Annotated in this window: 22 protein-coding genes; 18 read left to right on the forward strand and 4 right to left on the reverse strand. The window is 64.5% G+C overall.

All coding sequences use genetic code 11. The annotated features are described in order from the left end of the window. Positions 1 to 2 precede the first annotated feature (2 nt). The 12 genes from murG to MHX52_RS03640 all read left to right on the forward strand — a co-directional run bounded on the left by murG (position 3) and on the right by MHX52_RS03640 (position 14,559). The gene (gene murG / locus MHX52_RS03585; protein ID WP_239316609.1) at positions 3 to 1,115 is read left to right on the forward strand and encodes an undecaprenyldiphospho-muramoylpentapeptide beta-N-acetylglucosaminyltransferase; all 1,113 of its coding nucleotides are present in this window, start codon (positions 3 to 5) and stop codon (positions 1,113 to 1,115) included. Between the two features lie 59 nt (positions 1,116 to 1,174). Next, positions 1,175 to 2,683, forward strand: coding sequence for a UDP-N-acetylmuramate--L-alanine ligase (gene murC, locus MHX52_RS03590; protein WP_239316611.1), 1,509 nt, complete (start codon positions 1,175 to 1,177; stop codon positions 2,681 to 2,683). Then, entirely contained in the window at positions 2,680 to 3,399 is a 720-nt protein-coding gene (locus MHX52_RS03595; RefSeq protein ID WP_239316613.1) for an FtsQ-type POTRA domain-containing protein, read from the forward strand. The genes murC and MHX52_RS03595 overlap by 4 nt, the downstream gene beginning before the upstream one ends. A gap of 165 nt (positions 3,400 to 3,564) precedes the next feature. Further along, positions 3,565 to 4,902, forward strand: a complete 1,338-nt coding sequence (ftsZ, locus tag MHX52_RS03600; RefSeq protein WP_035005455.1) for a cell division protein FtsZ — start codon at positions 3,565 to 3,567, stop codon at positions 4,900 to 4,902. 65 nt (positions 4,903 to 4,967) lie between these two features. Next, positions 4,968 to 5,729 (forward strand): peptidoglycan editing factor PgeF, encoded by a 762-nt coding sequence (pgeF, locus tag MHX52_RS03605; protein WP_035005454.1) that lies wholly within the window; start codon positions 4,968 to 4,970, stop codon positions 5,727 to 5,729. Next, positions 5,726 to 6,481, forward strand: a complete 756-nt coding sequence (locus MHX52_RS03610) for a YggS family pyridoxal phosphate-dependent enzyme (protein WP_070489183.1) — start codon at positions 5,726 to 5,728, stop codon at positions 6,479 to 6,481. The genes pgeF and MHX52_RS03610 overlap by 4 nt, the downstream gene beginning before the upstream one ends. Before the next feature lie 67 nt (positions 6,482 to 6,548). Further along, positions 6,549 to 7,145, forward strand: coding sequence for a cell division protein SepF (sepF, locus tag MHX52_RS03615; RefSeq protein WP_070489002.1), 597 nt, complete (start codon positions 6,549 to 6,551; stop codon positions 7,143 to 7,145). A gap of 67 nt (positions 7,146 to 7,212) precedes the next feature. After that, positions 7,213 to 7,503 carry a YggT family protein gene (locus MHX52_RS03620; protein ID WP_035005451.1) on the forward strand — a complete coding sequence of 97 codons (291 nt, stop codon included), beginning with the start codon at positions 7,213 to 7,215 and terminating at the stop codon, positions 7,501 to 7,503. A gap of 689 nt (positions 7,504 to 8,192) precedes the next feature. Next, positions 8,193 to 9,341: a DivIVA domain-containing protein gene (locus tag MHX52_RS03625; protein WP_239316615.1), complete on the forward strand. Its 1,149-nt coding sequence runs from the start codon at positions 8,193 to 8,195 to the stop codon at positions 9,339 to 9,341. 77 nt (positions 9,342 to 9,418) lie between these two features. Further along, entirely contained in the window at positions 9,419 to 9,577 is a 159-nt protein-coding gene (locus MHX52_RS03630; RefSeq protein ID WP_049049513.1) for a hypothetical protein, read from the forward strand. A 351-nt stretch (positions 9,578 to 9,928) separates the two neighbouring features. Next, on the forward strand, positions 9,929 to 13,189 hold the full coding sequence (gene ileS, locus MHX52_RS03635) for an isoleucine--tRNA ligase (RefSeq protein ID WP_239316616.1): 3,261 nt from the start codon (positions 9,929 to 9,931) through the stop codon (positions 13,187 to 13,189). A 23-nt stretch (positions 13,190 to 13,212) separates the two neighbouring features. Then, positions 13,213 to 14,559 (forward strand): DNA polymerase IV, encoded by a 1,347-nt coding sequence (locus tag MHX52_RS03640; RefSeq protein WP_239316617.1) that lies wholly within the window; start codon positions 13,213 to 13,215, stop codon positions 14,557 to 14,559. Between the two features lie 14 nt (positions 14,560 to 14,573). Here the strand turns inward: MHX52_RS03640 and MHX52_RS03645 are convergent, their stop codons facing one another. Further along, entirely contained in the window at positions 14,574 to 15,563 is a 990-nt protein-coding gene (locus MHX52_RS03645) for an asparaginase (RefSeq protein ID WP_239316619.1), read from the reverse strand. Between the two features lie 236 nt (positions 15,564 to 15,799). On the opposite strand from MHX52_RS03645, the gene MHX52_RS03650 reads away from it, so the two are divergent. Beyond that, a complete protein-coding gene (locus MHX52_RS03650; protein WP_239316620.1) occupies positions 15,800 to 16,345 on the forward strand; it encodes a hypothetical protein in 546 nt (181 codons plus the stop codon). A 30-nt stretch (positions 16,346 to 16,375) separates the two neighbouring features. On the opposite strand, the gene MHX52_RS03655 is transcribed toward MHX52_RS03650, so the two are convergent. Further along, positions 16,376 to 17,341, reverse strand: a complete 966-nt coding sequence (locus tag MHX52_RS03655) for a DUF6263 family protein (RefSeq protein WP_239316622.1) — start codon at positions 17,339 to 17,341, stop codon at positions 16,376 to 16,378. 40 nt (positions 17,342 to 17,381) lie between these two features. Here MHX52_RS03655 and lspA point away from each other — a divergent pair, with 40 nt between their 5' ends. The 4 genes from lspA to rarD are packed head-to-tail and all read left to right on the forward strand — an operon-like array spanning position 17,382 to position 20,403. Then, positions 17,382 to 17,918, forward strand: coding sequence for a signal peptidase II (lspA, locus tag MHX52_RS03660; RefSeq protein WP_049049502.1), 537 nt, complete (start codon positions 17,382 to 17,384; stop codon positions 17,916 to 17,918). Beyond that, a complete protein-coding gene (locus tag MHX52_RS03665) occupies positions 17,915 to 18,886 on the forward strand; it encodes an RluA family pseudouridine synthase (protein ID WP_035005443.1) in 972 nt (323 codons plus the stop codon). The genes lspA and MHX52_RS03665 overlap by 4 nt, the downstream gene beginning before the upstream one ends. Further along, entirely contained in the window at positions 18,883 to 19,527 is a 645-nt protein-coding gene (locus MHX52_RS03670; RefSeq protein WP_239316624.1) for a hypothetical protein, read from the forward strand. Before MHX52_RS03665 ends, MHX52_RS03670 begins: the two co-directional genes overlap by 4 nt. Next, on the forward strand, positions 19,528 to 20,403 hold the full coding sequence (gene rarD / locus MHX52_RS03675) for an EamA family transporter RarD (protein WP_035005441.1): 876 nt from the start codon (positions 19,528 to 19,530) through the stop codon (positions 20,401 to 20,403). Here rarD and MHX52_RS03680 read toward each other — a convergent pair. Then, on the reverse strand, positions 20,400 to 21,752 hold the full coding sequence (locus tag MHX52_RS03680) for a D-arabinono-1,4-lactone oxidase (protein ID WP_049049500.1): 1,353 nt from the start codon (positions 21,750 to 21,752) through the stop codon (positions 20,400 to 20,402). The genes rarD and MHX52_RS03680 overlap by 4 nt on opposite strands. Further along, complete coding sequence (locus MHX52_RS03685; RefSeq protein ID WP_239316626.1) at positions 21,752 to 22,930, reverse strand: amino acid deaminase/aldolase; 1,179 nt, start codon at positions 22,928 to 22,930, stop codon at positions 21,752 to 21,754. Before MHX52_RS03685 ends, MHX52_RS03680 begins: the two co-directional genes overlap by 1 nt. Positions 22,931 to 23,004: 74 nt before the next feature. Here MHX52_RS03685 and dnaE point away from each other — a divergent pair, with 74 nt between their 5' ends. After that, positions 23,005 to 26,577, forward strand: coding sequence for a DNA polymerase III subunit alpha (dnaE, locus tag MHX52_RS03690; protein WP_192816668.1), 3,573 nt, complete (start codon positions 23,005 to 23,007; stop codon positions 26,575 to 26,577). Positions 26,578 to 26,684: the final 107 nt, after the last annotated feature.

Genomic DNA, 26,684 nt, shown 5'->3' on the forward strand with positions numbered 1-26,684 from the left:
AAGTGAACCCGAAGCCAGAAGCCGACCGGAAGCTATCAGTCGTCGTTGCCGGCGGCGGAACGGCCGGGCACATTGAACCCGCCATGGCCGTGGCAGAGGCAGTTCGCGCGCAGCGCCCCGACGCGCGCATCACCGCGCTGGGCACCACCCGTGGCCTGGAGACCACACTGGTGCCGGCACGCGGCTTCGACCTGGAGCTGATCCCGCCGGTGCCGGTGCCGCGCAAGGTGAACAAGGACCTGGCTACACTGCCGCTGCGCCTGCGCAAGGCACTGAAGGAGACGAAGCGGGTGCTGCGCGAGGTGAAGGCCGACGTGGTGATCGGCTTCGGTGGCTATGTTTCCGCTCCGGCCTACTTGGCGGCGCGTTCCCTCAAGATTCCCTTCTTCGTCCATGAGGCCAATGCCCGCGCGGGCGTGGCCAACAAGCTCGGAGTGAAGTTGGGCGGAACTGGCCTGGCGGCAGTCGAGGATTCCGGCCTGGACGCCGAAATCGTGGGCATCCCCGTGCGCGAATCCGTGCTGAAGATGGACCGCAAGGCCCTGCGTGCGGAGGCCCGCGAGTTCTTCGGTGTGGATCCGGAAGCCCCGCTGCTGCTGGTCACCGGCGGTTCGCAGGGCGCGCGCAGTATCAACAACGCGGTGGTGGATGCTGCGAAGACCTTGCAGGACGCGGGCATCGGGGTGCTGCACGCCTACGGCAAGAAGAACGAGATTGAGCTGCCCGCGGAGGTCAAGGAGGGCACGCCTCCCTACGTGGCCGTCCCGTACATCGAGCGCATGGACCTGGCACTGGCCGCCGCGGACGCGATCCTCTGCCGTTCGGGCGCAATGACCGTTGCCGAGGTCTCCGCTGTCGGCCTGCCGGGCATCTACGTGCCGCTGCCGCACGGCAACGGCGAGCAGGAACTTAATGTCCGCCCGATAACCCACGCCGGCGGCGGGGTGATCATCAAGGATGCCGAGCTCACCGGCCACCGCGTTTCCCAGGAAGTCATCCCGCTGCTGCGCGACGAAACCCGCTGGCACGCCGCCAGCCTGGCAACGCTGGCCGCAGGCCACAGGGACGCTGCCGAGAAGATCGCCGAGAAGATCATCGCAGCCGCCGAAGCTTAGCCCCAGTACAGCCCCAGTACAAACCATTCCTCCCTTCTAGAAAGGCATCTTCTTCCACGATGAGCGAGCAGCCTCAGACCACGGACCTCTCCCGCGTGCACATGGTGGGCATCGGCGGTGCCGGCATGTCCGGTATCGCCCGCATCCTGCTGGACCGCGGCTACCAGGTCAGCGGGTCGGACATGAAGGAGTCGCGCAGCATCATGGCGCTGCGCGCGGCCGGCGCGCAGATTCAGGTGGGGCACGCGGCGGAAAACCTGCGCTTGCTGGGGGAGATGCCCACGGTGGTCGTCACCTCCTTCGCTGCGATTCCGCAGGATAACCCAGAGCTCGTCGGCGCCCGCGAGGCAGGCATTCCGGTGCTCCGCCGCTCCGACATTCTGGCGCTGTTGCTGCAGGATCGCCGTGCTTTCCTGCTGGCGGGTACGCACGGCAAGACCTCTACGACGTCGATGGCCGTGGCGGCGTTGCAGGCCGCGGGGCAGGATCCCTCTTTCGCCATCGGCGGCCAGCTGAACCGTGCGGGCACGAATGCCCACAACGGCACAGGCGAGATTTTCGTGGCCGAGGCCGACGAGTCCGACGGCTCCTTCCTGTCCTACTCGCCCGAGATCGCGGTGGTCACGAACATCGAGCCCGACCACCTGGATTACTTCAAGACGGAAGCGGCCTACCGGGAGGTCTTCGAGAAGTTCGCCCACCGCATCGTGCCGGGCGGCTTCCTGGTCGCGTGCCTGGACGATCCGGGTTCGGCCGCGCTCGCCGAGAAGCTTATCGCCGGTGCCGAGGCCGGCGAACCTTTGCCGTTTAGCGTTGTTGGCTATGGCACTGCCGAAGCTTGTGACGCCCACTCTTCCGTGCCCCCAGCAGCGATCATCGAAAGCACGGAGGTGACCGCCGAGGGAACCGTTTCCGCCTTGCGGCTGACTGAGGCCGTGAACGGAGCCGCGCAGCAGGGTGCTGGCAAGGGCGCTGGCACCTATTCGCTGCGCGTGGCCATTCCGGGCATCCACATGGTGCTGAATGCCACCGCGGCCGTGCTGGGCAGCGCGCTGCTGGGCGCGGACGTGGAGAAGGTCATCGCGGGCATCGGTGGTTTCGACGGCGTGCGCCGCCGCTTCGAATACCACGGCACTCGCCAGGACGTGGAGGTCTACGACGACTACGCACACCACCCGACCGAAGTCGCGGCCGTCCTGTCGGCCGCACGTCAGCGGGTGGAAGCCCGAGGTGGGCGCATCGTGGCCGTCTTCCAGCCGCACCTGTACTCCCGCACGATCAACTTCGCCGACGAGTTCGCCGAGGCCCTGTCTCTGGCCGACCAGGTGGTGCTGCTGGACATCTTCGGCGCCCGCGAGGAGCCGGTGGAAGGCGTGGATTCGCGCATCATTGGGGACAAGATCGATGCCTCCACCGAGTGCGTATTTGAGCCCGACTTCTCGCGCGTGGCCGGCGTAGTCGCCGGGTTGGTGCAGCGTGGCGACATGGTGCTGACGATTGGCGCGGGCACCGTGACGATGCTGGCGGACGAGATTCTGCTGGAGCTGGACCGTGGTGATCGCGGGTGAGTAGGGCGTCAAGAACAAAGAACAAGAGGAACCAGCAGAGCCAGAAGGGCCGCAACACGCCGCGAAAGCGCCTGCAGTGGCTCGTCGCGGGGATCGTCGCGTTGGTTGTGCTGCTGGGCGTGGTTGCGTATGCGGCGCCCATCGTGAAGGTGTCGCAGATCGATGTGCAGGGCACGACGAACGCGGATCCGCAGGCGATCCGGGAGGCCAGCGCCATTAATGCGGGCGACAACATGCTGCGCCTGGACATGGCAGAAGCCGCCAAGGGCGTATCTGCCGTGCCGTGGGTGGAGAAGGTGACCGTTAAGCGCTCCTGGCCCACCACGGTGACGGTCGATGTGACCGAGCACCAGGCCATCGGCTACGTCATGGATGGCGACACGCCACACGTAGTGGACGAGAATGGGCAGGTGTTCTTGACGGGTGTGAAGCCTGAAGGGGCTTTCGAGTTTAAGAAGACTAAGGCCGATGATGCCCGGGCTATCGACGCGGCGACGAAGGCGTTGACTGCGCTTTCGGATGATCTGCGCGGGAAGCTGGAGGGGATCGAGGCTGAGTCGGCGGACAGCATTCGCCTCTTCTTCCCTAATCAGGCTGTGTATTGGGGCTCGGCAGATAGGGCGGATGAGAAGGCCGAGGCGACCCGAATTGTGTTGGGACGCGAGGGAAATTGGAACGTTTCGAACCCCGCCATGCCCACCGTCAGGCAGGGCTGAAGTGGGGATGAAACCCCAGTTTAAGCTTTAAGTTGAACTTTAAGGATACGACACGCCACCAAAAATGTGCACCGCTAAATGCTTGACGGCTAGGAAGATGGACGCAACAGCAAACCGGTAAACCGCAAAGCACGAAAGATTCTTTAGGAAGGCGGAAAAGCGCACATGACGAATCCTGGAAACCACCTCGCCGAGATCAAGGTGGTCGGTGTCGGCGGCGGCGGAGTAAACGCCGTCAACCGCATGATCGACGAGCAGCTGCAGGGCGTGGAGTTCATCGCCATCAACACCGATGCACAGGCTCTGATGCTGACCGATGCGGACATCAAGCTGGACATCGGCCGTGAGGAGACCCGCGGCCTGGGCGCTGGCGCTAACCCGGACGTTGGCCGCAAGTCTGCCGAGGATCACAAGGACCAGATCGAAGAGATCCTGGCCGGTGCCGACATGGTGTTCGTTACCGCAGGTGAGGGTGGCGGCACCGGCACGGGTGCAGCCCCGGTCGTGGCGAACATCGCGAAGAAGCAGAACGCCCTGACCGTCGGCGTGGTTACCCGCCCCTTCGGCTTCGAGGGTCGTCGCCGCAGCAAGCAGGCCATGGAGGGCATCGAGGCCCTGCGCGAGGTCTGCGACACGCTGATCGTTATCCCCAACGACTCGCTGCTGAAGATGTCCGAGGAACAGCTGTCCATGATGGAGGCCTTCCGCAAGGCCGATGAGGTGCTGCTCAGCGGTGTTGAGGGCATCACCAAGCTGATCACCACCCCGGGTGTGATCAACGTGGACTTCGCCGACGTGCGCTCCGTCATGACCGACGCGGGCTCCGCCCTCATGGGCATCGGCACCGCCCGCGGCGACCAGCGTGCGGTAAAGGCCACCCAGGCGGCTATTAACTCCCCGCTGCTGGAGAGCACCATGGAGGGTGCGAAGGGTGTGCTGCTTTCCTTCGCTGGTGGCTCCGACCTGGGCCTGCTGGAGGTTTCCCAGGCCGCGGACCTGGTGGAGGAGAAGGCCGACGAGGACGTCAACCTGATCTTCGGAACCATCATCGACGACCAGCTGGGCGACGAGGTCCGCGTGACGGTCATCGCCACCGGCTTCGACGATTCCCCGTCCGCGACGTCCAACAACCAGCGCTCCGGTGCGCACCACGCGCAGGAGAGCGCGGGCGCGGCTGCAGGCGCCGGCGCTGCACAGTCGACCAACCTGTTCGGCGGCCAGGAGGCCCCGCAGGCTGGCCAGAACTCCCAGTACGCAGTGCAGGGGCAGGAAGCCCCGCAGGCGGGCTCCGCGCAGGCCGATCCGGCCACACCGCAGGCTGGCACCCAGTCCAGCTTCGCGCAGCGCCGTGGCACCGTGCCGCAGCACGCGCAGCCGGAGCCGCAGTCCAACCAGGGCGGTGGCCTGTTCACTTCCGCTCCGCAACAGCCGCAGAACTCCACCAACTCTGGCGTGGATCTGACTGAGGAAGAGGACGACCTGGATCTGCCGGACTTCAACTAGTCCGCCGGATACCACCTCGCCAGATGCAGCCAGATGCAGCCAGATGCCAAACTAAGGAGCTTGCTTTGAGCCACAACCAGAGCCCGAAGGTGCGGAAGGTCTTCACCGACCGCAACGGTGGGATCTCTACGGGCGCCTACGCCTCGTTCAACCTGGGCGATCACGTGGGCGATGACCCGGCGGCTGTGGCTCACAACCGCCAGCGTCTGGCGGATGTGCTGGGCCTGGACGTGGGGCGCCTGGTGTTTATGGAGCAGATCCACTCGCCGAACGTCACGGAGGTCACCGCCGACCACCTTGTCGCTTCTGCGCCCGCTGAGGCTCCTGCGTCGCCCGTCATCGAGGCTACTGACGCCCTCATTACCACCCTGCGAGGTACTGCGCTGATCGTCCTCACCGCTGACTGCGTTCCGGTTTTGCTGTCCGATGAGGACGCGGGCGTGATCGCTGCGGTTCACGCTGGGCGAATGGGAGCCCGCAACGGAATCCTGCGTCGCACCATTGCCCGCATGGAAGACCTGGGAGCTGTGCCCAGCAACATTCACGCGCTGCTCGGCGCCGCTGCCAGCGGGGAGAACTACGAAGTGCCACAGGCTATGGCCGCGGATGTGGAGTCCAAGCTTCCCGGCTCGGCAACCACCACCGCCCAGGGCACCCATGGGTTGGACATTCGTGCTGGTCTGACCCGCCAACTGCTCTCGCTCGGAGTGCGCAGCATTGATGCGGACCCGCGCTGCACAATCGACCCGGAGCACGCCGATCGCTTCTTCTCCTACCGCCGGGAGGGGACGACTGGCCGTCAGGCGGGCGTAGTGTGGATGCCATGACGGAGCAGAAGAGCGTGAACAGCGAAAACCAGGTGGCCGATGACCTTCCCGGTGGCTCGGCGAACCTGAGCCCCCGGGCGCAGGAGATCGCCGAGAACCTGGCGCGCGTCAGGCGCCGCATTGCGGTGGCCGGGGGAGCGGATTTGCTGCCCATCACCAAGTTCCACCCTGCTGAGGACGTGAAGCTGCTGACACAGCTGGGCGTCACCGCCGTCGGCGAGAACCGCGAACAGGAAGCGCGCGATAAGCACGCACAGTTGGCAGATACAGGTCTGCAGTTCCACATGGTGGGGCAGGTGCAGACGAAGAAGGCGAACTCCGTTGCGCGGTGGGCAGCCGCCGTGCACACCGTGGATTCGCTGAAGCTGCTGAATGCGCTGGATCGCGGCGCGGGCCTGGCTTTGGAGCGCGGCGATCGAAGCGAGCGCCTGCCGGTGCTCCTGCAATTCAGCGCCGACGGTGATCCGCAGCGCGGCGGGGCAGTGGAGGCGGACATCGACGAACTGGCCGATGCCGTGGCCGCGGCCGAGAACCTGGAGCTGCGCGGGCTGATGACGGTACCGCCGCTGGACGCCGATCCGGCAGCCGTTTTTGCCCGGGGTCGGCAGCTCGTCGAGCGCATCACAGACCGCGTGACGGGCGCTCCCGTGTACTCCGCTGGAATGAGCGGCGACCTGGAGATTGCCATCGCGGAAGGCTCCACGCTGGTGCGTGTCGGTACGGATATAATGGGCGCGCGACCAGTACTTTAAACCACATAGCTGCATGCAGTCCTTAACAAGCTAAGAGATTCAACCAACGGAAGGTTCCTACAGAGCAATGTCAGAAAACTTCATGGACAAGACCAAGCGTTTCTTCGGTTTTGATTCCGTGGAAACCTACAACACGGATTACTACAGCGACGGCTACGGCTCTCGCGAGCGCGACCGTGCTGATCGCGCAGACCGTGTTGAGCGTGATGCCCACGAACCTTCCTACCGTTCCCGTTCTGAGCGTGACTTTGGCGATCGCGCCGAGCGCGGCGGCCGTTATGGCCGTTCCGAGTACGCTGACCGCGCAGAGCGGGGCGACCGCGAGGATCGCTACTCTTCCCGCGGCGGAAGCCACTATTCCTCCTCCTACGCGGAGGCTCCGGTGGAGGAGAAGGATCCTTCGGCCTTCGTGTCCTTTACCTTGAGCTCCTACACCCAGGCTGGCGAGCTGGTGGAAAACCTCAAGGCTCGCGAGGTTGTCGTGTTCTCCCTCAGCGGAATGGAAAAGGGCGAGGCAAAGCGAGTACTGGACTTCGCCGCTGGCCTGAGCCGCGGCCTGGATGCACAGCTGAAGAAGCTTAAGGGTGTGCGTAACTTCATTCTGCTGCCGAAGGGCGTAACCCTGGCGCAGGATCAGCTGGATGCCATCGCGGAGACTATCTAGTCTGCGCGCCAGCCGTTTTAGAAGTCTTTAACCCCTAAAAGGTCGTTAACCAATAGAGAGCTCTTAAGTGAACGAAATCCTGCTTCTGTTGATGTGGCTGATTCGCTTCTACATTCTGATTCTGATCTTGCGCATCATTATCGAAATGATTCAGTCCTTTTCCCGCAACTGGCGCCCGCAGCGCTGGTTCAGCATTGTGGCTGAGCCGCTGTTTGTGGTTACAGATCCCCCGGTGAAGGCGCTAAGGAAGTTGATTCCGCCGGTGCAGCTCGGTGGCGTGGGGCTGGATGTTTCCGTACTGGTTTTGTTCTTCGGACTGCAGTTGCTGAGCATGCTCTTGGGGGCATTCATTCGCTAATACCGGGGGGAGCGCAGCGACCGTACAGCGACGGTACGGTGCCGATACAAAGCCGGTGCAAAGCTGGTGCAGTGCGGGGTGCAGCGACGTTACAGCTAAAAAATTGTGGGGGATTTTCGGCTACAAAGTTCGCTAGAAGTTCACTAGCGAGGCCGATATCAGCGCATCCTTAAAGTTATAAAACTAAGGGGGTGGATGCCGGGGGGAGACGAATGAAACAGATATTCAGCAAGCTGTTGTGAATATCCGTTCACGGGGCTAAGATTAGAGACATCTTCGCGGTAAGTGAGTGAGGCTGCGGAGATGTCGTGTGTAGTGACGAAAGCCGCTACCGGTCGAGAATGTGGGTCTTGGCCGGTGGCGGTTTTCTCATTCCCTTCACCTGTTACATCGTCGGCGCGTTTCTGGCGTTACGTGTTCAAGCTAGAAAGTTGGAAAACTTTCGTATGGGGGGTGAAACCAGGGGGTGAGGCTCAGTCTGTGGTGTTGATGTGGCTGCAATAAATTATTGTTGAGGCTGAGCTATACGGTGTTATGCCGCGCTACGCGGCTAATCTCGATCTAAAGTTGAGACTGAACCAGCTTATGCTGGTATGCTTTGTAGCTGTTTCATAAACCATCAATAGTTCATTACTGTTGCGAACGCCTTCGAGCACTTTGAGGCAATCCGAAAGGGAAAGGGACAACCTATGCCACTCACTCCGGCTGATGTGCACAACGTAGCTTTTAGCAAGCCGCCGATCGGCAAGCGTGGTTACAACGAGGACGAGGTCGACCAGTTCCTGGATCTCGTGGAGGACACTCTTGCGGAACTGCAGGACGAGAACTCCGACCTCAAGCTGAAGGTCGAGCAGCTGGAGTCCGGCTCTGCGAAGGGCGCTGGTGCTGCTGGCGCCGGTGCGGCAGGCGCTGCTGGCGCTTCCCAGGTTGACGAGGCCGCACTGCGTCGCCAGATCGAGTCCGACCTGCGTGGCCAGTTCGAGTCCGAGTACTCCGCGAAGCTGGAGCAGGCTCGCAAGGACGCCCGCGCTGAGGTTCAGGCACAGCAGGGCAAGGCGCAGCCGCAGGCCGCTTCCCAGGCGAACGTCGCCGAGATCGAGAAGAAGGTCAAGGCTGACTACGAGGCCAAGCTGAAGGCAGCCGAGGATCGCGCTGCTAAGGCTGAGAAGGCCGCTGAGGATGCCAAGAAGCAGGCTCCGGCCCAGGCTTCCGCAGCTGCTGTCGCTCCGGCCGCCTCCGGCGACGGCAAGTCCGGCGTCGCAACCGCCGAGACCCACATGCAGGCAGCCCGCGTGCTGTCCCTGGCGCAGGAGATGGCCGACCGCCTGACCGGCGATGCGAAGGCAGAGTCCAACACCATGCTGGAAGAGGCTCGCGCCACCGCGAAGAAGACCATTGATGACGCTGACAGCAGCTCCAAGAACACCCTGGCGGACGCACAGAAGCGCTCCGAGGCTCAGCTGGCAGATGCGAAGACCCGCTCCGAGAAGATGCTGGCAGACGCGGAGGAGAAGTCCAACGCACAGCTGGCAGACGCAAAGCAGAAGTCCGAGGTCATGATTTCCGACGCTACTGCTCAGTCCCAGGCGCAGATCCGCTCCGCACAGGAGAAGGCAAACGCCCTGCAGGAAGATGCAGAGCGCAAGCACACCGAGATCATGAACACGGTGAAGAAGCAGCAGACCACCCTCGAGGCACGCATCGAGGAGCTGCGCACCTACGAGCGCGAGTACCGCACCCGCCTGAAGACCTTCCTGGAGTCTCAGCTGGAGGAATTGAACAGCCGCGGCACCGCCGCACCGGCCGGCTCCATCGAGGTTGAGGGCGAAAACAACTAGTAGCCCCCCGCGCCTTAGAAATTGGCCACGGCCGGTTATGACCGGTCACTACCGACCGCCAGGAGGAAACAGTAACGATGCTCGCTGCAGCGATCCTCCTGGCGGTTCTCGGCTTTGCGGCCCTTGTCGTTAGCCTCGCTGTCGGATCCACCACCTGGGCCTGGATCTGCGTGACCGTAGCCCTGATCGGCGTGGCATTGTTTGTCTACGATCTGATCCGCCATCGCAAGCGCTAAAGGCTCGCTGAGGGCTAAGGCTCTTATCCTGCACACGGCAGTGTAGGGTAGGAGCCGTAACTGAATATCCTTCAAAAGTACGCATTGATCCGGCCATCACCGGGGAGCGTTCCTGGAAGAACGGTGTCCGCACCCACACGCGAGAGCTGGAGCGGGCGCTTATTAGACCCAGGCGGAGTCGCGGCACGTTATCGCCGTAAGTGAGGAAGAGGGCGTATCACGAATTACGCCAATCAGGGTGGTACCGCGCAAGGCTTTTTAGCCGATGCGTCCCTGTTTTTCTAGCGAGAACGTCGCCGACAGCACAACTGTGGGCGTCAATAAAAAGAGCGAAGAAACAGGTAGCACACCATGAGCGAAGCAACCCCAGCAGGCGGCGCCTACCCGCGCGTCGATATGTCCAACGGCGGTTCGACCGCCTTCCCCGCACTCGAAGAGAACGTGCTGAAGTACTGGGAGAAGGACGGCACCTTCAACGAATCCGTCTCTTCCCGCGAGGGCAACGAGGAATATGTCTTTTATGACGGCCCGCCCTTCGCCAACGGCCTGCCGCACTACGGCCACCTGCTGACGGGCTACGTCAAGGACATCGTCCCGCGCTATCAGACCATGCAGGGCAAGAAGGTCGCCCGCGTCTTCGGCTGGGACTGCCACGGCCTGCCCGCCGAGCTGGAGGCGGAGAAGCAGCTGGGTATCAAGGACCGCGCCGGCATCGAAGAGATGGGCATGCGCTCCTTCAACGAGTACTGCGCGACCTCGGTGCTGCGCTACACGGACGAGTGGAAGGAATACGTCACCCGCCAGGCGCGCTGGGTGGACTTCGACAACGGCTACAAGACGATGGACCCGGGCTTCATGGAGTCCGTCATGTGGGCCTTCAAGACTCTCTACGACAAGGGCCTGATCTACCAGGGCTTCCGCGTTCTCCCGTACTCCTGGGCGGAGCACACACCGCTGTCCAACCAGGAGACCCGCCTGGATGATTCCTACAAGATGCGCCAGGACCCGACCATCACGGTGACCTTCCCGATCACCGGCGCGACCGAGGGCACGGCCTCTGTGAAGACCCTGGCCGAGCACCCGGAGCTCGCCGATGCCGCGTTCATCGGCTGGACGACCACCCCGTGGACCACGCCGGCGAACCTCGCTCTGGCCGTTAACCCCGAGGTGACCTACGCCGCGGTGCGGATTGGGGATGACGCCGCCGGTGCCGACGGCGCGGAGGGCATGCACGGCAAGACCGTGGTGCTGGCCGACGACCTGCGCGGGGCATATGCCAAGGAGCTCGGCGAGAAGGCCGAGGTTCTGGGCACGTTCACTGGTGCAGAGCTGGAGGGCATGACTTACGAGCCGCTGTTCGGGTACTTCGCGGAGCGTGCGGGCGAGAAGGCCGGCGCCGGCGAGGGCAGCGAGGGTAGTCAGTTTAAGCCGGGAGCTTTCCGCGTGCTGTGCGCCGACTACGTCACCACCGCCGACGGTACCGGCGTGGTTCACCAGGCTCCGGCTTTCGGTGAGGACGATATGTTCACCTGCGAGGCAGCGGGCATCGACCTGGAGATCCCGGTGGACATGGACGGCAAGTTCACCTCCTTGGCTCCCGACTACCAGGGTCAGCTGGTCTTCGATGCAAACAAGGCGATCATCAAGGATCTGAAGGCCGCTGGCCGCGTGCTGCGCCACCAGACGATTGAACACTCCTACCCGCACTCCTGGCGCTCCGGCGAGCCTCTGATCTACATGGCTCTGCCGTCCTGGTTCGTGGCCGTGACGAAGTTCCGCGACCGCATGGTGGAGCTGAATCACGAGCAGATCGAGTGGATGCCCTCCCACATCCGCGACGGGCAGTTCGGCAAGTGGCTGGAGGGCGCGCGCGACTGGAACATCTCGCGCAACCGCTACTGGGGCGCGCCGATCCCGGTGTGGGTCTCCGACTCCGAGGAGTACCCGCGCATGGATGTCTACGGCTCCCTGGAGGAGCTGGAGCGCGACTTCGGCCGCAAGCCGGCTTCGCTGCACCGTCCGGACATTGATGAGCTCACCCGCCCGAACCCGGACGACCCGACGGGCAAGTCCACCATGCGCCGCGTGCCGGAGGTGCTGGACTGCTGGTTCGAGTCGGGCTCCATGCCGTTTGCGCAGAAGCACTACCCGTTCGAGAACAAGGAGTGGTTCGATACTCACTCCCCGGCGGACTTCATCGTGGAGTACTCCGGCCAGACCCGTGGCTGGTTCTACACCATGCACGTTCTGTCCACCGCGCTGTTCGACCGCCCGGCTTTCAAGAAGGTCGTGGCCCACGGCATCGTGCTGGGCGATGACGGCCTGAAGATGAGTAAGTCCAAGGGCAACTACCCGAACGTCAACGAGGTCTTCGACCGCGACGGCTCCGACGCCATGCGTTGGTTCCTGATGAGCTCGCCGATCCTGCGCGGCGGTAACTTGATCGTCACCGAGCAGGGCATCCGCGAGGGTGTGCGCCAGGCGATGCTGCCCATGTGGAATGCGTACTCCTTCCTGCGCCTCTATGCCTCCCAGCCGGCGCAGTACGATACGTCCTCCACTAACGTGCTGGACCGCTACATCCTGGCGAAGCTGCGCGACACGGTGCAGGGCGTCTCCGATGCGCTGGACAACACGGACATCGCCACCGCTTGTGACGAGATTCGCTGGTTCTGTGACGCTCTGACCAACTGGTACGTCCGCCGTTCTCGCGACCGCTTCTGGGCGGGCGACGCCGTCCACCCCGAGGCTTTCAACACCCTGTACACCGTGCTGGAGACCCTGTGCCGTGCGGCAGCTCCGCTGCTGCCGATGACCACCGAGGTGATCTGGCGTGGCCTGACCGGAGAGCGCTCCGTGCACCTGGCGGACTTCCCGAAGGCCGAGAACCTGCCCGCCGATGCGGAGCTGGTCGCCGCTATGGATGCCGTGCGCGCCGTCAGCTCCGCCACGAGCTCCCTGCGCAAGTCCCACAAGTTGCGCAACCGCCTGCCGCTGCCGAAGCTGACGGTCGCACTGCCGAACGCCAGCGCTCTGGAGGACTTCACGAAGATCATCGCCGACGAGGTGAACGTCAAGCAGGTCGAATTGACCGAGGACGTCGCCCAGGTCGGCGGCTTCGAGGTCGTGGTCAACGCACGTGTGGCCGGGCCGCGTCTGGGCAAGGACGTCCAGCGCGTCATCAAGGCCGTGAAGTCCGGCAACTACACCGTCGACGACGCGGGCGTGGTTACCGCCGACGGCATCGAGCTGCAGGATGGCGAGTTCACTCGGAAGCTCGTGGCTGCCGAGCCGGAGCACACGGCAGAGGTTTCCGGCCAAGACGGCCTGGTGGTGCTGGACACCCAGACCACCCCGGAGCTGGAGGCCGAGGGCTGGGCCGCCGACCGCGTGCGCGGCCTGCAGGAGGCCCGCAAGGCCGCCGACCTGCAGATCAGCGACCGGATCCACCTGACCCTTTCCGTGCCTGCAGACAAGGAAGAGTGGGCGCGCGCCCACGCGGATGCGATCGCCAAGGAAGTGCTGGCCACGGACGTGAAGGTTGTCATCGGCGAGCAGCTCAGCCACGACGTCGCGGACGGCTGCTCGGCTGACATCGCGGTGGCGTCCTAAAGAAAGACCCGCAGGGTAAGCGCATGCGCTGGGTGGCTCACATCGACATGGATGCGTTCTTCGCCTCCGTCGAGCAGCTCACCCGGCCGACCCTGCGCGATAGGCCGGTGCTGGTCGGCGGCCTGGGTGGTCGCGGGGTGGTCGCCGGAGCTTCCTACGAAGCCCGGGCCTTCGGCGCCCGCTCGGCGATGCCGATGGGGCAGGCCGTGCGCCTGTGCAACAACCGCGCCGTGGTGGTTAAACCACGCAAGGAGGTGTACGCGGCCGCCTCCCGCCGCATCTTCCAGGTCATCCGCGCCCACGCGGGCGTGGTGGAACAGCTATCCGTGGACGAGGGCTTCGCCGAGCCGCAGGGGCTGGAAAGCACCGAGGAGGCCCGCGCCTGGGCCGAGAACCTGCAGGCCAGGGTAGAGGAGGAGACCGGCCTGCCCGCTTCCGTCGGCATGGCCGCCACCAAGTTGGACGCGAAGATGGCCAGCGACCTGGCCAAGCCCCACGGAGTGTTCGTCGTGCCGCGCGAGGCGCGCATGGAGGTCTTTGCCGACCGGCCCGTCGGCGACGTGTGGGGAATCGGCAAGGTGGCACAGGGCAAGCTGCACACCATGGGGATCGACACGATCGGCCAGTTCGTTGTCGCCGACATCACGGACGTGCGTGGTGCCCTGGGCTCGGTTGGGGTGGAGGTGCAGCGCATGGCTGCCGGCGACGACCCGCGGCCCGTTGCTCCCCGCGCGCCCGCCAAGCAGGTCAGTGCGGAAAGGACTTTGCAGGTGGACGCGCGCACCACCGCCGAGGCCATGCGCGTGCTGCACGAGACCGCGCTGGCCATGCACCGTCGCCTGCTGAAGGATGGCCGCGCCGCGCGTACCGTGACGGTCAAGACGCGCACCACCGACTTTCAGCTGCACACGAAATCCGCCGGGCTGCCCGCGCCGACGGAGGACTTCGACAAGATCTTCGCCCTCGCCCAGCGCCTGATGCCACGCCCCGAGCAGGCCGGTGCCTTTCGCCTGGTCGGGGTGAGCGTGTCCGGGCTGGTGGCCGACCGCCAGGAGCTGCTGTTCCCCGAGCTCGACGGCCCGCCGGTGCCCATCGCCGCCCCCACCGAGACCGATGCGGGGTTTGGTTCTTTGGTTGATGACGCCACCACGGCCCGCCCCGTGTGGCATGCCACCCAGGATGTATCGCACGTGGAGTTCGGGCACGGGTGGGTGCAGGGAGCCGGCAACGGGGTGGTCAGCGTGCGTTTCGAGACCGCCGCGACCGGCCCGGGGAAGACCCGCACCTTCCGCATTGACGACGAAGACCTAAGCCCTGCCAACCCGCTGGACAGTCTGGCCTGGGATCTCGACGGGTTGGCGGAGGACTAGAAACTGAGAGGGGACTAGCGAGCGCGGGCGAGTTCGTAGAGCAACTCGATGCGTGCCTGGCTGGGACGCATTGCCCCGCCGCTACGGAAACCGGCGCGGGCCAGTTGAGCACCGCCGCCCGTACCTCCGTAGACGAAGGAAACCCCGCCGGTTGGCACCCGGCTGCACACTACGACCGGCAGCTCCGTGTAGCGCTCCGCGCGCCAGGCCTCCAATTCCTCGGCGACAGCCGTGGGAATGTTGCCGGAGCCCATGGCGGCCAGCACCAGGCCGTCCACGGCACCTACCTTGACGCCAACCTTTGTGCCCTGCTCCCGCTTGTCCTGCTCTCGCAGCGCCCGAATGAGTTGCCCGTCATCGCCCGCAAAGGTGCCGATGATGGGCACGTTTAGCCCCGCTACCTGGAGCGGAGGGAGGGGGGTGCCATCCGTTTCGGGGGACTCGCCATCGTGTTTCCCGGAGTCAATCAGTGCATTGCGGAAGGCTGTTTCGGCGGTGGTGTGGGCCTTGTAAGCCCCGCGGGCGGGCAGGATGGCATCCCCGAAAACTAGGTGAACCCCCGCAGAAAGCTCCCCCGATGCAAGCGCGGCGAACGCGCGGGAAAGGTTGGCCGGGCCGTCCGGTGCGGCGTCATCACCCGGGCGCTGGGCGCCCGTAAACACAACAGGGCAGGGCAGCTCCAGGGCGCACGCGGCGGCGAGTGAGGATTCCTCCATCGTGTCCGTGCCGTGCAGCACCACGATGCCCTCCGGGGCGGGGGAGCAGAAGCATGCGATGTGGGCGACGAGCTCGTCGATCTGGGGCAGGGTGATGGAGCTGGAGTCGATGCTCATGATGTCGTGCGGCAGGGCTTGGAAACCCTCCGGCACGCGAGCCTGATCTACGATGTCCGCGCAGGTCAGGGTTGGTACAAGTTCGCCTTCGGGGGAGTGGGTGCAACTGATGGTGCCGCCGGTGCCGAGGACGGGGATCTGCAAGTAGTTCTGCGAGGGGCTGGAAGTCATGTGACCAATGTACGTGACGGCCCGGACAGGACCATGTGCGCACGGGCGCAAATCACACGAATAACATCTGCAACAGCATGGCTTGTATAGTCGGAAACTGGTTCCCCAAATTTTGGGATGTGTACTCCATGTGCACAGCTGTCTACGGCAGTGTGCCACCGAGCACCATTTTCCTACTCGGTTAATTGCACACGATCATTAGCATCACATTGTCCAACCATCGAAGGAGCATTCTCGTGCGTTCTACCCAGCGCCACTCTCGCAGCACCAAGATCTTTACTCGCGCAACGGCTGTCTCCGCCGTCCTGGCTGCCGGGCTGACCCTTTCCGCCTGCGGCAACGACGACGATTCCTCCGACAACACCTCCTCTTCCTCCGCCACCACCGTCGAGTCTTCTGAGGCGGCGGAGGACCAGACCCCGACGGCGGAGGAGCTGTCGGGAGTGCTGAACCGCGCCGTCGACCCGGAGATTCCGACCGAGGAAAAGGTGGACACGGTCGTGAACGGCGACCAGGCCCCGGAGCTCTTTGACGCCCTGACGAAGTCCCGCACCGAGTCCGGCGCAACCCTCGAAGTCGTCGACCCCGTACTGCCGAGCCTGACCCCCGGCAACGTTAACGCAACCGTGAACCTGACCGTGCCCGACCAGGAGCCGCACGTGGTCAGCGACGTGGAGTTCGTCAGCGAGGATGGCAAGTGGAAGCTGGACCAGGGCTGGGCCTGCACCCTGGTGGAAAACGTCCTGCCGGATCAGGTACCGCCGATGTGCAAGGACCTCTAGGTCGCTTAGGTCACTGTTCTTTGGGGGGGATTACTGTTCAGGGGTCCACTTCGACTTCGACGTGGAGGTTTGCACCACGCGGACTGGGGAATCATCCTGCCCGTAGGTGACCTTCGTCTCCACGTTGATGTGGCCCCGGGTGGGCAGCACCTTGTTTAGATCCAGCGCGATCTGCCCGCTGGACTCGGTTTTGACGTCCAGCACCTTCAGATCGGTTTGCGCCAACGTAGCCACTGCCGGGCTGCGGGATACCTCCACCTTGAGCGAGACCGTCTGCCCCTCGCGCTCCAGCAGGGAATAAGTGACCTTCTGGGTCATCGAAATGTCGCCGTCCACGCGGTTGGAGACCGTCCACTTCGCGCCCACTCCGACAGGCTCGGTGGGGAAGATCAGGGGGAAGTCGTTCATCTGGTTCAGCGCGGATTCCACGCTGGCTCGGGCGGTGGCGCTGGCTTCGTCAGGGGCCGTGTAGCTGCGGGAGGTCGCGCGCCCGTCCACCTCCTGCTCGGTGGTCATTTTGAAGCCCTCGGCCGTGGCGATGTCCTCGTTCCGCTCGTCGTTGGTGCCGGTTGGCTCGCCCACGGTCACATTGGTCTGGCGCCCCTTACCGTCAGTCGTGACCTCGGCGGACAAGGGCAAGTTCATGGTGACCTCGTCGTAGTCCAGCTCGTCAACATCCGGCTGCTCGTCTTCCTTCGCCGTCTCTGAGGCGTCGGTGGCCGACGCGGTGGCGTCATCATCCTTAGCGGCACCAACAGTGTGCTGAGCGAATCCTTGGGTGGCGTGGTACGTGACCTCCTGGCTGCCCTCCTGCGAGAACCAGGCGATCGGCTCCTGGGGAGAAGCCCCGCGGCTTTGAAGCTCCACCTTGACGCCCGGCACGGCCACATCTGCCGGCTTAGCTTGCGGCTGCTCGGAGTCAGAGCATGCGACGGTCGTGAAGGCCAGACCTATGGCGCTGCAAACAGCCAGCGCGGACTTGCTAGAAATACCCACAAGTTCACAGCGTAACAGGCGGACATTAGACTGAATAAGCGTGACTTCAAAACGTGCATCTTTCGCCGCCTTGACCCTGATGTTCGGGATCATCGCCGTCGACCAGATCACTAAATGGGCGGTCGTCGAAAACCTAGAGGAGCAACGGGCCTACCCCGTCATCGGCGAGTTCTTCCGGCTTTATCTGGTGCGCAACCCCGGCGCGGCTTTTTCGATGGGGACGAACGCCACCATTATCTTCTCCATATTCCAGCTAGTCGCGTTCCTGGCCTGCATTGTTCTGGCTCTGCGCACGCGCTACATGGCCGGGGCGCTACCGATCGGCCTGATCGGCGGCGGTGCGGCGGGCAATCTGCTGGATCGCATCTTTCGCGAGCCCGGGGGTATGCACGGGCACGTTGTGGACTTTCTTTCTTTCGGTAGCTTCGCGATCTTTAATGTTGCGGACGCCGCCATCACCGTCGGTGTTGTCTGCTACCTGATCTATGCGTTCTTCATTGAGCCGGCGAATCACGTGCGGGAAGAGCGGGAGGAACAGGAAGAACAGGAGGCCGCCAGCGAGGAGGTGATCCGATGACCCGCGAGAACCGAGTGATGCCCGTGCCGGACGGCCTGGCCGGCATGCGGGTGGATTCCGGCTTGTCCAAGTTGCTGGGGCTCAGCCGCACCGCCGTGGCGGAGCTGGCGGCCGACGGCGACATCCTGCAGGATCAGGCGCCGGTGGGGAAGTCCGACCGCTTGGTTGCCGGCGCGTGGCTGGACGTAACCCTGCCCGCCCCGCCGCGGGACCTGGCCGCAGAACCCGCCCGCCACGTGGAGGGCATGGACATCCTCTACTCCGACGAGGACGTGATCGTGGTGGATAAGCCCGTCGGCGTGGCCGCGCACCCCACCGTCGGCTGGGAGGGCCCCACCGTGACCTCCGGCCTGGCCGCCGCGGGCTTCCGCATCTCCACTTCCGGCCCACCGGAGCGCAAGGGGATCGTGCAGCGCCTGGACGTCGGCACCTCCGGGGTGATGATCGTCGCCGCTAGCGAGCGCGCCTACACCGTGCTGAAGAATGCCTTCCGCGACCGGGAGGTTTCCAAGACCTATCACGCGCTGGTTCAGGGGCATCCGGACCCGACCTCCGGCACTATCGACGCGCCGATCGGCCGCCACCCGTCCGCGGGTTGGCGCTTCAGCGTGCGTGAAGACGGCAAACATGCCATCACCCACTACGACACCTTGGAGGCGCACCGCCAGGCCAGCCTGCTGGAAGTAAAGCTGGAGACGGGCCGGACCCACCAGATCCGCGTGCATTTCTCTGCACTGCACCACCCGCTGTGTGGAGACCCGATGTACGGCAGCGATCCGAAGCTGGCGGAGAAGCTGGAGCTCACCCGCCAGTGGCTGCACGCCGTGGAGCTGGGATTTCCACACCCGGATGGCTCGTGGAAGACCGTCCGCTCGCCGTACCCGGAGGATCTGCAGCTGGCCCTCGACAGGCTGCGGGATGCCAACGGCATTGCCGCGCCGGGTTCCGGTGAAGAGGCACGCCCGTGAGCCAGGAGCAGCAGTATCGGGGGCGCAGCCCCCAGCAGTTGAAGGCGAATAAGAAGCGGCAGCGCCAGCTGGACTGGGAAGATACGCGCCGGCCCGCCTGGGTGGCCTGGCTTTCCGGGCTGTGCCTCATTGCGATGGGGCTGGGCGTCATCGCCATGAGCACCTCGGACCTGACCTCGAAACCGCCGAACATCAACGGCGACCAGCTCGGCCCCTTCGACGGCACCCCGGCGCAGTACCGGGAGCATGCACGCGAGCAGCTAGACCAGATGACCGGGGACGAACCCCGCTGGGCGCTGGTTTCCCCCGACCCGGAGCACCCTTGGGACTCTAAGGGGGTGATCGACCTGGTGCAGGGGCTCGATATGCGTGTGAGTACCCTTTACTTCGGAGCGACTGCGCAGGCCGTTCTGCCCGAGCCGGCGGTGGGCCGTACCCGCGCGGATGTAATTAATCAGGCGGTGGGGCGGATGGCCCGCGGTGCGCAGACCGAGCCGGACAAACTCCGGATCGACGGTGTGCTGGTCCATGCCACGCCCGAGCAGCTCCGCGAGCTCGCACAGCGCGCCTACGCCGTGGAACCCGCCGACCCCGAGGCGGTCTACGGGCGTATTGGAATTCGACCGATGGGAGCTAGATAAGTGATCTGGGGCCTGCTGTCCTACCTGATGTGGGGACTTTTCCCCGCGTTCTTCCCACTCCTGCAGCCGGCGACGCCGATGGAGATCCTGGCGCACCGCTTTGTGTGGACGCTGGTGTTCATGCTGTTGCTGCTCGCGGCGCTGCGCGGGTACAAGCAGCTGCGGGCAATCACGGCCCGCCAGTGGTGGATAGTCTCGGCCGCCGCGGTGTTGATCAGCGTGAACTGGGGGCTTTACATCTACGCGGTGAACAACAACCACGTCGCGGACGCCGCCCTCGGATACTTTGTAAACCCGCTGGTTAGCGTTCTGCTGGGAGTGATCGTGCTGGGGGAGAAGCTGCGCCGCCTGCAGCTGGTCTCCGTCGGCATCGCCACCATCGCCGTGGTCGTTCTGACGGTCGCACTCGGTTCGCCGCCGATCATCTCTTTGGGTCTGGCCTTTAGTTTCGGGTTCTACGGGCTAGTGAAAAAGCAGGTTCGTTTGACGCCCATTCAGTCCCTCACCGCCGAAACTCTTGTACTGGCGCCGGTAGGGCTTATCTACCTGGGATTCCTGCAATCCCAGGGCACCAACACTTTTGTGCAGCTGGGCGCGGGCCACGCAGCACTGCTGATGCTGGCGGGCGTGGTGACCGCGCTGCCGTTGCTGTGCTTCGCCCGCGCCGCGCAGGAAATGTCGCTGACCAGTCTGGGCATGGTGCAGTACATCACGCCCGTGATTCAGATGCTGTGGGCGGTATTCGTGAACAACGAGCACATCGAACCCGCCCGCTGGGTCGGCTTCGTGCTGATCTGGATCGCGGTGATCGTCTTCATCGTCGACCTGGTGCGCAACCGCCCGCCGCGGGTGCGGCGGGTGAAGAAGCTGAGCTAGGCCAGCCCGAAAACGCGATCGATCATCGCGTTGCGCATCATGCCCTGCGGATCCACCTTCGCACGGATCTCGCAGGCCCGCGCCAGATCCTCGTGCCGCTCCAGCAGATCCTCGTGGGTGAGGGTATGCAGCTTGCCCCAGTGCGGGCGGCCACCGGAGGCGGCCTTGAAGATCGGCTCGATGTGACGGAACAGCGCCTGGTGGCTGTCCTTGTTATAGCGGTGGATGGCGATGTAGCAAGACTCGCGGCCCTTAGCCGTGGATAGCGGCACGTCGTCCGCCGCCGTGGCGCGGACCTCGATGGGGAAGAGCACCTGCTCGCCGCAAGTGTTCATGGTGTGCTGGACGTCCCGCAGGATCTCGCGGGCATCGGCCAGTGGAACCGAGTACTCCATCTCGTTGAAACGCACCCGGCGGGCGCTGACGAACACGTCGTGGGCGACGTTGGAGTACTCCCGCTGCGCCAGCGTCTTCGCGCTCAGCTTGGCGAAAGGCCGGCTAAGGGAGGGGAAGTGGTGCGCCAAGTCGTTCATCACCCGGTAGGCGCCGTTGTTCAGCAGCTCGTCGTCCAGCACTTCCTTCCAGCGGGGGATGGGGTTGGTGGGAGTGTTGCCCGGCAGGCGGGTGTTCGTCTTCACGTGGGCGACGTCGGTGCCGGGAAACCAGTAGAACTCCAGGTGATCCTTGCCACGCACCCGTTCGGCGAAGTTCTCCACCACATCGTCGTTCGGCTCTGCGCGCTCGACAGCGTGGAGGACGAAGGTATCCACAACGTCCAGCTCCACCTCGGTGATGATGCCGTAGGCGCCCAGGGAAACGCGCGCGATGTCGTACAGCTCGCCGGCGATGCCGTCTGCGCCTGGATAGCACTCGTGCGCCTGGCCGTCCGGGGTGATGATGCGGAAGGCGCGCAGCATACCGGCGAAGCCGGTGAAGCCCAGCCCCGTGCCGTGGGTGCTAGTGCCGATCGCGCCTGCCAGCGACTGCGGATCCACGTCGCCCTGGTTGGCCAGCGCCACGCCCAGGGGAGCCAGGATGCCCGGCACGTCCCGCAGCCGGGTGCCCGCGCGCAGGCGGGCGGTCATCCTCTCCGGGTCGAAGTGGATCAGCCCGGCCAGGTTGTCCAGGCTCACCTGGGTGCCCTCCGTGGCCGCCACGGAGGTGAAGGAATGGCCAGCGCCGATGGGCTTGACCCTCTCGCCGGAGGCAGCTGCCCGCTGAATAATCTGGATCAGCTCGGCCTCGTCGCGCGGGGCGACCTGCTTGCGCGGCTGGGCGGTGGAGACACCGGACCAGTTCACCCAGCGAGAGTTGTATGCGGGCTTGCGGTTCTTAGTGGTGGTGCTCATTAGACAAAACTCTTTCCTTCGCCGCGGTAGGTGGGCCACTCCGCGATGATTTCGCCGGCCGAGACGACCAGCACGGTATCGATGTATTCAGTTGCTTCGCCGGCCTTCGCGTGGCGCATCCAGACGTGGTCGCCGAGGCGGAGATTGCGGGCGGCAGGGCCGGTCAGGGGAGTCTGCACCTCACCCGGGCCTTCCAGGGGTGCCATCTTCAGATCGCGGGGCCAGTCGACGACCGGCAGTCGGTCCTTGCCAGCCGGGCCGGAGGCGATGCGGCCGCCACCGGCCACCGTCACCGTGTCCTCCGCGGGACGGCGCACGACCGGCACGACGAACCACTCCGCCGGAGTGGGCTGGAACTGCCGATAGTGGTCAAACAAGGCCGGGCCGATGATGCCGGAGCCCGCGCCGATCTCGGTGACCGCGGCCTCCGCGCTGGTGGTTTCTATGGAGCCGGTGCCGCCGCCGTTGACGAACTCCAGCGGAGGCAGACCCGCCACCCGCAGTTCCTCTGCGACGGCGGCGACGATCTTCGCGCGGCGGCCGGCCAGCTCGCGGACGGACAGCGCCTTCATCGCCGCGATCGCCGGGGAAGTGTCGGTGGTGCCCGCCACCTGGCCCTCGTAAGCCATCAAACCGACCAGGCGGAAGCCTTCGCGCTGAAGGACCTGCCGGGCGATCTCACGCACCTCGTCAGCCGTGTGCAGGGGGGAACGCAGGGCTCCGATGTGAACGGGGCCGGCGCGCAGTGCGGCGTCAATATCAATACAGACCCGTACCTCACCACGCTCATGGGGCGGCACCACGGCGTCAATAAGATCCAGGTGAGCGACCGAATCCACCATGAGGGTCACGCACTCCATGGCGCGCGCATCGTGGATCAGGCGGTGCAGGGCTTCGCGGTGGGCGGAGGGGTAGGCGACGAGGATGTCATCGCTGACCTGCTCTTCACACAGCCACAGGGCTTCGTTGAGGTTATAAGCCAAGATGCCGTGGTAGCCGGGGAGGGTGAGGACCTCCGAGATCAGCGAGCGGATGCGGAGCGACTTACTGGCCACTCGGATCGGGGTACCGCGTGAACGGTGCGCCATGTCTTGGGCGTTGGCTCTGGCGGCATCCAGATCCAACACCGCGAAGGGTGCGTCCAGGTGCGCCACTGCGAGGCGAATATCTTTCTTCATGAAAAATAACTGTATAGCGATAAGGAATCGCATGTGCCGAAAAATGCGATTTTTGCGACGCGCTATGATGGCCAATCATGAGCGGTTCCTCCTTTGTCCACCTGCATAACCACACCGAGTACTCCATGCTCGACGGCATGGCCAAGGTCGACCTCCTGGCCAAAGAGGTGGTGCGGCAGGGGATGCCCGCCGTCGGAATGACCGACCACGGAAACATGTACGGCGCGGACGCCTTCTACCGTGCGATGACCGACGCCGGGGTGAAACCCATCATCGGCATCGAGGCCTACATCGCCCCGGAATCCCGCTTTAACCAGCAGCGCGTGCGCTGGGGCAAGCCGGAGCAGAAGTCGGACGACGTGTCGGCCTCCGGCGCATACCTGCACCAGACGATGATCGCGGAGAACGCGACGGGTCTGCGCAACCTGTTCTACCTGTCCTCCATGGCCAGCTACGAAGGCCAGCTGGGCAAGTGGCCCCGCATGGATGCAGAGCTGATCGCCCAGCACTCCGAGGGCATCATCGCCACCACCGGCTGCCCCTCTGGCGACGTGCAGACCCGCCTGCGCCTGGGGCAGTTCGACAAGGCCCTCGAGGCCGCTGGAATGTGGCAGGACATCTACGGCAAGGACAACTTCTTCCTGGAGCTGATGGACCACGGCCTAGAGATCGAAAAGCGGGTGCGCGACGACCTGCTGGAGATCGGCCGCCGGCTGGAGCTGCCGCCGCTGGTGACCAATGACTGCCACTACGTGCTGGAGCAGCAGGCTCCGGCGCACGAGGTGATGCTGTGCGTGCAGACTGGCTCCACGCTGGACGAGCCGACCCTGGACCAGGGCGGTAAGCGCTTCGCGTTCTCCGGCACCGGCTACTACGTGCGTAGCGCCGAAGACATCCGCGCGCAGTGGGATAAGGAAGTGCCGAAGGGCTGCGACAACACCCTGTGGGTGGCCGAGCGCGTGCAGGACTACTCCGAGATCTGGGAGGAGCACCCGCACGACCGCATGCCGATCGCCGACGTGCCGGAAGGTCACACGCCGACGACCTGGCTGACCCACGAGGTGATGAAGGGCCTGGAGGAGCGCTTCCCGGGCAAGGAGGTGCCCGCCGAGTACATCGACCGCGCGAAGTACGAGATCAGCGTGATCGACATGAAGGGCTACCCGTCCTACTTCCTGATCGTCGCCGAGCTGATTAAGTACGCTCGCTCCGTTGGCATCCGCGTCGGGCCCGGCCGTGGTTCGGCCGCCGGCGCGCTGGTCGCCTACGCCCTGACGATCACGAACATCGACCCGATGGAACACGGTCTGCTGTTCGAGCGCTTCCTGAACCCCGAGCGCCCGTCCGCCCCCGATATCGATATCGACTTCGACGATCGCCGCCGCGGCGAGATGATCCGTTACGCCTCCGACCGCTGGGGCGAGGACAAGATCGCCCAGGTGATCACCTTCGGCACGGTGAAGACGAAGCAGGCCATTAAGGACTCCGCGCGCGCCCACTACGGCCAGGCGGGCTTCCAGATGGCCGACCGGATCACCAAGGCCCTACCGCCGGCGATCATGGCCAAGGACATTCCGCTCCACGGCATCACCGACCCCGAGCACGAGCGTTACCCCGAGGCCGCCGAGGTTCGCCAGCTGATCGAAACCGACCCTGACGTGGCGAAGATCTACAAGGACGCACTCGGCTTGGAAGGCGTGATCCGCCAAGCCGGTGTGCACGCCTGTGCCGTGATTATGTCCAGCGTGCCGCTGCTGGACTGCATCCCCATGTGGAAGCGCAAGCAGGACGGCGCGCTGATCACCGGCTGGCCGTACCCCGCTTGTGAGGCCATCGGGTTGCTGAAGATGGACTTCCTGGGCCTGCGAAACCTTACGGTTATTGGTGACGCCCTCGAAAACATCAAGACCAACCGCGACTTCGAGCTGGACCTGGAAAACCTCGACACGGTGGATGACCCCACCTACGAGCTGCTGGCGCGCGGCGAGACGCTGGGCGTGTTCCAGCTGGACTCCGCGGGCATGCAGAAGCTGCTGAAGCGCATGAAGCCCACGGGCTTCAACGACATCGTGGCCGCGCTGGCGCTGTACCGTCCGGGCCCCATGGGTGTGGACGCACACTGGGAGTACGCCGACCGCAAGAACGGCCGCAAGCCGATTGTGCCGATCCACCCGGAGTTGGAAGAGGCGCTGCACGAGATCCTCGAGGAAACCTACGGCCTGATCGTGTACCAGGAGCAGATCATGAAGATCTCCCAGAAGGTCGCGAACTACACCGCCGGCCAGGCCGATGGCTTCCGTAAGGCAATGGGTAAGAAGAAGCCGGAGGTGCTGGAAAAGGAGTTCGTCACCTTCGAATCCGGCATGAAGGCCAACGGCTACTCCGCCGATGCCATCAAGACGCTGTGGGATACGATCCTGCCGTTCGCCGGCTACGCCTTCAACAAGTCCCACGCCGCAGGCTACGGTCTGGTTTCCTTCTGGACCGCGTACCTGAAGGCCAACTATGCGCCGGAGTACATGGCCGCGCTGCTGACCTCCGTGGCGGATAAGAAGGACAAGTCCGCGATCTACCTGGCAGACTGCCGCCACCTGGGCATTCGGGTGCTGTCGCCGGATGTCAACGATTCGCGCTACACTTTCCAGTCCGTCGGCGAGGACATCCGCTTCGGCCTGGGCGCGGTGCGCAACGTGGGCGAGGATGTGGTGAATTCCATCATCGCCTCCCGCGAGGAAAAGGGTGCGTTCACCGACTTCTCCGACTACCTGGACAAGATCGACCTGGTAGCGGCGAATAAGCGCGTCACCGAGTCTCTGATTAAGGCCGGAGCATTCGACTCGCTGGGCCACCCGCGCAAGGGCATGGTGCTGGTCCACGAGGACGCGGTGGATGCCGTCACCGCCACCAAGAAGGCCGCTGCGAAGGGCCAGTTCGACCTCTTTGCAGGCCTGGGCGGCGACGATGGCGCGGGCGATGTCTTCCGCGTGGAGGTTCCCGACCAAGAGTGGGAGCGCAAGCACCAGCTGGCCCTCGAGCGCGACATGCTGGGCCTGTACGTCTCCGGCCACCCGTTGGACGGCTTCGAGGACGCGCTGGATGCGCAGGTCGACACGCCCCTGACCACCGTGCTGTCCGGCGAACTGCCGAACAACAAGGACCTGAAGATCGGTGGCATCATCTCGGCCGTCGAGCGCCGTATCGACCGCAACGGCAACCCCTGGGCGATCGCCACGCTGGAGGACCAGCACGGCGCGCAGGTGGAGCTACTGGTGTTCCCGAAGACTTACCAGATTGTGGCCCCGCAGATCGTCGAGGACGCCATCGTTCTGGCTAAGGCGAAGATCAACTACCGCGAAGACGATATGCGCCTGTTCTGCCAGGACATCAAGTCGGCAGAGCTCACCGTCGGCGCGGGCTCCGGCGTGCCGCTGCGCCTGAACATCCGCGTAGACCAGGCAACTCCCGACAACATGGCCAATCTGCGCCGCGTGCTCAGCCAGAACAAGGGCGATTCGGATGTCTACCTCACCCTCATCGACGGCGAGGAGGAGGTCCAGTTCCTCCTGGCCCCGGAGATGCGCGTGAACAAGTCTCCGTCGCTCATGGGGGCGCTGAAGGCGTCCACGTGGGAGGGCATCTTCTCCTAAAGCAGTTGCCGAGCGCAACCCCGGCCAACCTGACACGATAGACGGGACACAACGCTCGCGAGGCCGTCGACACAGCCGCGCACTTCCCAAGGAGATGTCCCTTCACC

Source organism: Corynebacterium sp. ACRQJ, from assembly GCF_022346045.1.
GTDB lineage: Bacteria > Actinomycetota > Actinomycetes > Mycobacteriales > Mycobacteriaceae > Corynebacterium > Corynebacterium evansiae.